The organism is Rhabdonatronobacter sediminivivens (genome assembly GCF_013415485.1).
GTDB lineage: Bacteria > Pseudomonadota > Alphaproteobacteria > Rhodobacterales > Rhodobacteraceae > Rhabdonatronobacter > Rhabdonatronobacter sediminivivens.
Window position 1 is genome coordinate 1 of the sequence record NZ_JACBXS010000130.1, and the last position, 856, is coordinate 856.

Annotated in this window: 1 protein-coding gene and 1 pseudogene; both read right to left on the bottom strand. The window is 61.0% G+C overall.

What is annotated here, in order from left to right; all coding sequences use genetic code 11:
- The coding region (locus HUK65_RS18480) for an ATP-binding protein (RefSeq protein WP_179907758.1) at positions 1-537 on the bottom strand (537 nt) is incomplete at its 3' end.
- Positions 527-856, bottom strand: a pseudogene (locus HUK65_RS18485) (IS21 family transposase); the annotation flags it as partial. The pseudogene HUK65_RS18485 and the gene HUK65_RS18480, both read right to left, overlap by 11 nt.

Sequence of the window (856 nt, forward strand, 5' to 3'; positions counted from 1 at the left end):
ACTGAATGGCAAGTATCCCAGCTCGTCCAGGATCACGAGATCAGTTTTCACCAACGCATCGGCGATCTTCCCGGCCTTGCCCTGGGCCTTTTCCTGTTCCAGGGCGTTGACCAGCTCGACCGTTGAGAAGAAACGCACGCGCTTACGGTGATGCTCGATTGCCTGAATGCCGAGGGCCGTCGCAACATGCGATTTCCCTGTGCCAGGGCCCCCGATCAGCACCACATTCTCAGCAGCATCCAGGAATTCGCAGCGATGAAGTTGGCGGACCAGAGCTTCACGCATTTCACTGGCGGCAAAGTCGAACGCGGACAAGTCCTTGTATGCTGGGAAGCGGGCAGCCTTCATGTGATACGCGATCGAGCGCACCTCTCGCTCGGCCATTTCAGCCTTGAGCAGCTGCGAGAGGATCGGCATGGCGGCTTCGAAGGCGGGTGAACCTTGCTCACGCAGGTCCTGCACGGCCTGCGCCATGCCTGGCATCTTCAGGCTGCGCAACATGATGATGAGAGCTGCACCGGCGGGGTCATGACGCATGGCGTGTTCCTCCCGGGGTGCGCAACCCATCGTAGCGCGCGACATTGGCCTCGGGCTCCTTGCTCAGCGTCAAGGCCGCGGGAGGGTTCACATCCGGCTGGTCGGTCGGTTTGCCATCCAGCAGCCTGTGGAGCAGGTTTAGCACATGGGTCTTGGTGGGAACGCCCGCCTCCAGAGCCAATTCCACGGCGCACAGCACGGCCTGTTCGTCATGGTGCAGCACCAGGGACAGAATATCGACCATTTCGCGGTCGCCGCCGGGCTGACGCAGTATCTTCGCCTGTAACATGCGGAAGGGTTCAGGCATTTCCACGAAGGG